The following is a 4,916-nucleotide window of genomic DNA, read 5'->3' on the forward strand; positions in this document are numbered from 1 at the left end:
CCGTCCGGGCAACAACCCCTTCACCTCCGGTGGCAACGCCGGCATGGCGCGTCCGCAGGCTCCCCGCCCGCAGGGTGCGCGTCCCGGCGGCCCCGGTGCCCCCGGCGCCGGTCCGCGTCCGCAGGCTCCCGGCGGCCAGGGCGGTCCCCGTCCGCAGGCTCCGGGCGGCTCCCGCCCGACCCCGGGCTCGATGCCGCGTCCGCAGGGCGGCCCGCGTCCCGGCCCGGCCGGTCCGCGTCCGAACCCGGGCATGATGCCGCAGCGTCCCGCTGCCGGCCCGCGTCCCGGCCCCGGTGGCGGCGGTCGTGGTCCCGGCGGTGCCGGTCGTCCCGGCGGTGCCGGTCGTCCCGGCGGCGGCGGCTTCGCCGGCCGTCCCGGTGGCGGCGGCGGTGCCGGTCGTCCCGGTGGCGGCGGCGGCTTCGCCGGTCGTCCCGGTGGCGGCGGTGGCGGCGGCTTCGGCGGCGGCGGTGGCCGTCCCGGCTTCGGTGGCCGTCCCGGCGGTCCCGGTGGCCGCGGTGGCACGCAGGGCGCCTTCGGCCGTCCCGGCGGTCCCGCGCGTCGCGGTCGCAAGTCGAAGCGGCAGAGGCGCCAGGAGTACGAGGCCATGCAGGCCCCGAGCGTCGGCGGCGTGATGCTGCCGCGCGGCAACGGCGAGACCATCCGTCTCTCCCGCGGCGCGTCGCTCACCGACTTCGCGGAGAAGATCAACGCCAACCCGGCGTCGCTCGTCGCGGTCATGATGAACCTCGGCGAGATGGTCACCGCGACCCAGTCCGTCTCCGACGAGACCCTCCAGCTCCTCGCCGACGAGATGAACTACACGGTTCAGATCGTCAGCCCGGAGGAGGAGGACCGCGAGCTGCTGGAGTCCTTCGACATCGAGTTCGGCGAGGACGAGGGCGACGAGGAGGACCTGGTGGTCCGTCCGCCGGTCGTCACCGTCATGGGTCACGTCGACCACGGCAAGACCCGACTGCTCGACGCCATCCGCAAGACGAACGTCATCGCGGGCGAGGCCGGCGGCATCACCCAGCACATCGGTGCCTACCAGGTCTCGACCGAGGTCAACGACGAAGAGCGCAAGATCACCTTCATCGACACCCCGGGTCACGAGGCGTTCACCGCCATGCGTGCCCGTGGTGCGAAGTCGACCGACATCGCGATCCTGGTCGTCGCGGCCAACGACGGCGTCATGCCGCAGACGGTCGAGGCGCTCAACCACGCCAAGGCGGCCGACGTGCCGATCGTGGTCGCGGTCAACAAGATCGACGTCGAGGGTGCCGACCCGACCAAGGTGCGCGGTCAGCTGACCGAGTACGGCCTGGTGGCCGAGGAGTACGGCGGCGACACCATGTTCGTCGACATCTCCGCCAAGCAGGGTCTGCACATCGACTCGCTGCTGGAGGCCGTGATCCTCACGGCCGACGCCTCGCTCGACCTGCGGGCCAACCCGAACCAGGACGCGCAGGGCATCTCGATCGAGTCCCGCCTCGACCGCGGCCGTGGTGCCGTGGCGACGGTCCTCGTCCAGCGAGGCACCCTGCGGGTCGGCGACACGATGGTCGTGGGCGATGCCTACGGTCGTGTGCGCGCCATGCTCGACGACAACGGCAACAACGTCGCCGAGGCCGGCCCGTCGACGCCGGTCCAGGTCCTGGGCCTGACCAACGTCCCGGGTGCGGGCGACAACTTCCTGGTGGTGGACGAGGACCGTACGGCCCGTCAGATCGCCGAGAAGCGCGCCGCCCGTGAGCGCAACGCGGCCTTCGCCAAGCGCACGCGCCGTGTCTCGCTGGAGGACCTGGACAAGGTGCTCAAGGCCGGCGAGGTCCAGCAGCTGAACCTGATCATCAAGGGTGACGCTTCTGGTTCCGTCGAGGCCCTGGAGTCCTCCCTGCTCCAGCTGGACGTCGGCGAAGAGGTCGACATCCGCGTCCTGCACCGCGGCGTCGGTGCGGTCACGGAGTCCGACATCGACCTGGCGATGGGCTCCGACGCCATCGTGATCGGCTTCAACGTCCGTGCGGCCGGCCGCGCGGCGCAGATGGCCGAGCGCGAGGGTGTGGACGTCCGGTACTACTCGGTCATCTACCAGGCGATCGAGGAGATCGAGGCGGCCCTCAAGGGCATGCTCAAGCCGGAGTACGAAGAGGTCGAGCTCGGTACGGCGGAGATCCGCGAGGTCTTCAAGTCGTCCAAGCTGGGCAACATCGCCGGTGTCCTCATCCGCTCGGGCGAGGTGCGCCGCAACACCAAGGCCCGCCTCATCCGCGACGGCAAGGTGGTCGCGGAGAACCTCACCATCGAGGGCCTGCGTCGCTTCAAGGACGACGTCACCGAGATCCGCGAAGGCTACGAGGGTGGTATCAACCTCGGAAACTTCAACGACATCAAGGTCGACGACGTCATCGCGACGTACGAGATGCGCGAGAAGCCGCGGGCGTAACGCCCACGGTGCGTGCCGGCCGACGGGACTTCGGTCCCGTCGGCCGGTGCGCCGTTTGCGGCCCGTTCCCACGGTCCACGGAGCGTAATATCCGTCGATCGTGCGGGCCGCTTCGTTGTACGGTTCTTGATGTCCCCGGCCACACGGCTGCGGGCCATCGATCCCGTACCGGCGGGTGAACCGGTTACACACATGTACGTGGGGACGCTGTCCTTCGACCTCCTCCTCGGCGACGTCCACTCGCTGAAGGAGAAGCGCTCCGTCGTCCGCCCGATCGTCGCCGAACTCCAGCGCAAGTACGCCGTGAGTGCGGCCGAGGTGGACCACACCGACCTTCACCGGCGGGCGATCATCGGCCTCGCCGCGGTCTCCGGTGACGCGGGGCACCTCACCGACGTACTCGACCGGTGTGAACGGCTGGTCGCCGGCCGCCCCGAGGTGGAGCTGCTGTCCGTGCGACGGCGGTTCCACGGCGACGACGACTGACCACAGAACGCAAGCAGAAGAAAGAACGGGAGACGGACCAGTGGCCGACAACGCGCGGGCTAAAAGGCTGGCGGACCTCATCCGAGAGGTGGTGGCCCAGAAGCTGCTTCGCGGGATCAAGGACCCGCGGCTCGGCTCGCACGTCACCATCACGGACACCCGGGTCACGGGTGACCTGCGGGAGGCGACCGTCTTCTACACGGTGTACGGCGACGAGGAGGAGCGCAAGGCCGCCGCGGCGGGCCTGGAGAGCGCCAAGGGCATCCTCCGCTCCGAGGTCGGCCGGGCCGCCGGCGTGAAGTTCACGCCGACCCTCACCTTCGTCGCGGACGCCCTCCCGGACACCGCACGGACCATCGACGACCTCCTCGACAAGGCGCGGCAGTCCGACGCGAAGGTGCGCGAGGCGTCCGCGGGCGCCGCGTTCGCCGGTGAGGCGGACCCGTACCGCAAGCCGGGCGCCGAGGACGACGCCGACGAGACGGACGACAGCACCGAATGAACGACCGCAAGCCCACCCCGCCCGACGGCCTCGTCATCGTCGACAAGCCGTCGGGCTTCACTTCGCACGACGTGGTCGCCAAGATGCGCGGGATCGCCAGAACCCGCCGCGTCGGCCACGCCGGCACCCTCGACCCGATGGCGACCGGTGTGCTCGTCCTCGGCGTCGAGAAGGCGACCAAGCTCCTCGGTCACCTCGCGCTGACCGAGAAGGAGTACCTCGGCACCATCCGCCTCGGGCAGAACACGCTCACGGACGACGCCGAGGGGGAGATCACCTCCACCACCGACGCCTCCGGCATCACCCGGGACGCCATCGACGCCGGCATCGCGAAACTGACCGGCGACATCATGCAGGTGCCGTCCAAGGTCAGCGCCATCAAGATCAACGGCGTGCGCTCCTACAAGCGGGCCCGCGAGGGCGAGGAGTTCGACATCCCGGCCCGCCCGGTCACCGTCTCCTCCTTCGCGGTGTACGACGTCCGGGACGCCGTCGCCGAGGACGGCACCCCGGTGCTGGACCTCGTGGTGTCCGTGGTCTGCTCCTCCGGCACCTACATCCGCGCCCTGGCCCGCGACCTCGGCGCCGACCTCGGCGTCGGCGGCCACCTCACGGCCCTGCGCCGTACCCGGGTCGGCCCGTACAAGCTGGACGTGGCCAAGACCCTCGACCAGCTCCAGCAGGAGCTGACGGTCATGCCGATCGCCGCCGCGGCCGCCGCCGCGTTCCGCCGCTGGGACGTGGACGCCAAGCGCGCCCGGCTGCTCACCAACGGCGTACGCCTGGAGATGCCCGACGAGTACGCGGGCGCGGGCCCCGTGGCCGTGTTCGGCCCGGAGAACCGCCTCCTCGCCCTCGTCGAGTCGCACAAGGGCAAGGCCAAGAGCCTCGCCGTCCTCGCCTGACCGGCCGAGGAGTCGTCGCCCGTGGAGCGGCGGTCACGGGGTACCCACTGCCCGCCGCTCCACGGTCCCCCCTCGGTTCCCCCACCCCTAGGGTGTATCCAGCGCCCCCGTCTCATTCACCCGTCCGGGCAGGCGCTCGGAGTGAACCAGGGGAGCGCAGGGGGGGCGCGTTCCGACCGCGAGCTGTCCCGCCGATCATCCCGCGCCTACCGTCGACACCAAGGGCACAGGCGGGGAGGTAGGCATGGCGGGACCGGACACCCCCGACGCCACCCTCCTCGACGCCGCCGACACCGCCCTCGTCCGCATCCGCGACCTGGCCGGACGCCCCCGCGGCCTCGGCTTCGCCGCCGACCACCACGGCACCGTCGTCACCGCCCACGAGACCCGTAGGCGGCCTCGCCCGGATCGCCCTGTACGACGCGGACGACCGCGTATGCGTCGTCACCGCCGACGCCGTCACCCCGCTGCCCGGCCTCGGCCTCGCCCTCGTCCGCACCGACGGCCTCGGCACCGACCCGCTCCCCGTCACGGCCAGGGACCGCGTCGAGACCCGGCACCTACGTCCGACTCCCCG

4 protein-coding genes and 1 pseudogene are annotated in these 4,916 nt (G+C 71.5%); all 5 read left to right on the top strand.

Annotated features, from left to right (window positions below; genetic code table 11):
- Positions 1 to 2,446 (top strand): translation initiation factor IF-2 (gene infB / locus C3489_RS37720; RefSeq protein ID WP_103786642.1); only part of this gene is annotated, 2,446 nt, incomplete at its 5' end.
- A gap of 192 nt (positions 2,447 to 2,638) precedes the next feature.
- Positions 2,639 to 2,932 (top strand): DUF503 domain-containing protein, encoded by a 294-nt coding sequence (locus tag C3489_RS37725; protein WP_103786643.1) that lies wholly within the window; start codon positions 2,639 to 2,641, stop codon positions 2,930 to 2,932.
- Between the two features lie 40 nt (positions 2,933 to 2,972).
- The gene (rbfA, locus tag C3489_RS37730) at positions 2,973 to 3,434 is read left to right on the top strand and encodes a 30S ribosome-binding factor RbfA (RefSeq protein ID WP_103786644.1); all 462 of its coding nucleotides are present in this window, start codon (positions 2,973 to 2,975) and stop codon (positions 3,432 to 3,434) included.
- Positions 3,431 to 4,339 (top strand): tRNA pseudouridine(55) synthase TruB, encoded by a 909-nt coding sequence (truB, locus tag C3489_RS37735; RefSeq protein ID WP_103786645.1) that lies wholly within the window; start codon positions 3,431 to 3,433, stop codon positions 4,337 to 4,339. Before rbfA ends, truB begins: the two co-directional genes overlap by 4 nt.
- 244 nt (positions 4,340 to 4,583) lie before the next feature.
- A pseudogene (locus tag C3489_RS39765) lies at positions 4,584 to 4,916 on the top strand (hypothetical protein); the annotation flags it as partial.

This window comes from Streptomyces sp. Ru71, assembly GCF_002920535.1.
Taxonomy (GTDB): domain Bacteria; phylum Actinomycetota; class Actinomycetes; order Streptomycetales; family Streptomycetaceae; genus Streptomyces.

Bases quoted from the DNA above. Each gene is read 5' to 3' on its own strand.
- C3489_RS37725 (WP_103786643.1), top strand. From the start codon at position 2,639: ATGTACGTGGGGACGCTGTCCTTCGACCTCCTCCTCGGCGACGTCCAC.
- truB (WP_103786645.1), top strand. From the start codon at position 3,431: ATGAACGACCGCAAGCCCACCCCGCCCGACGGCCTCGTCATCGTCGAC.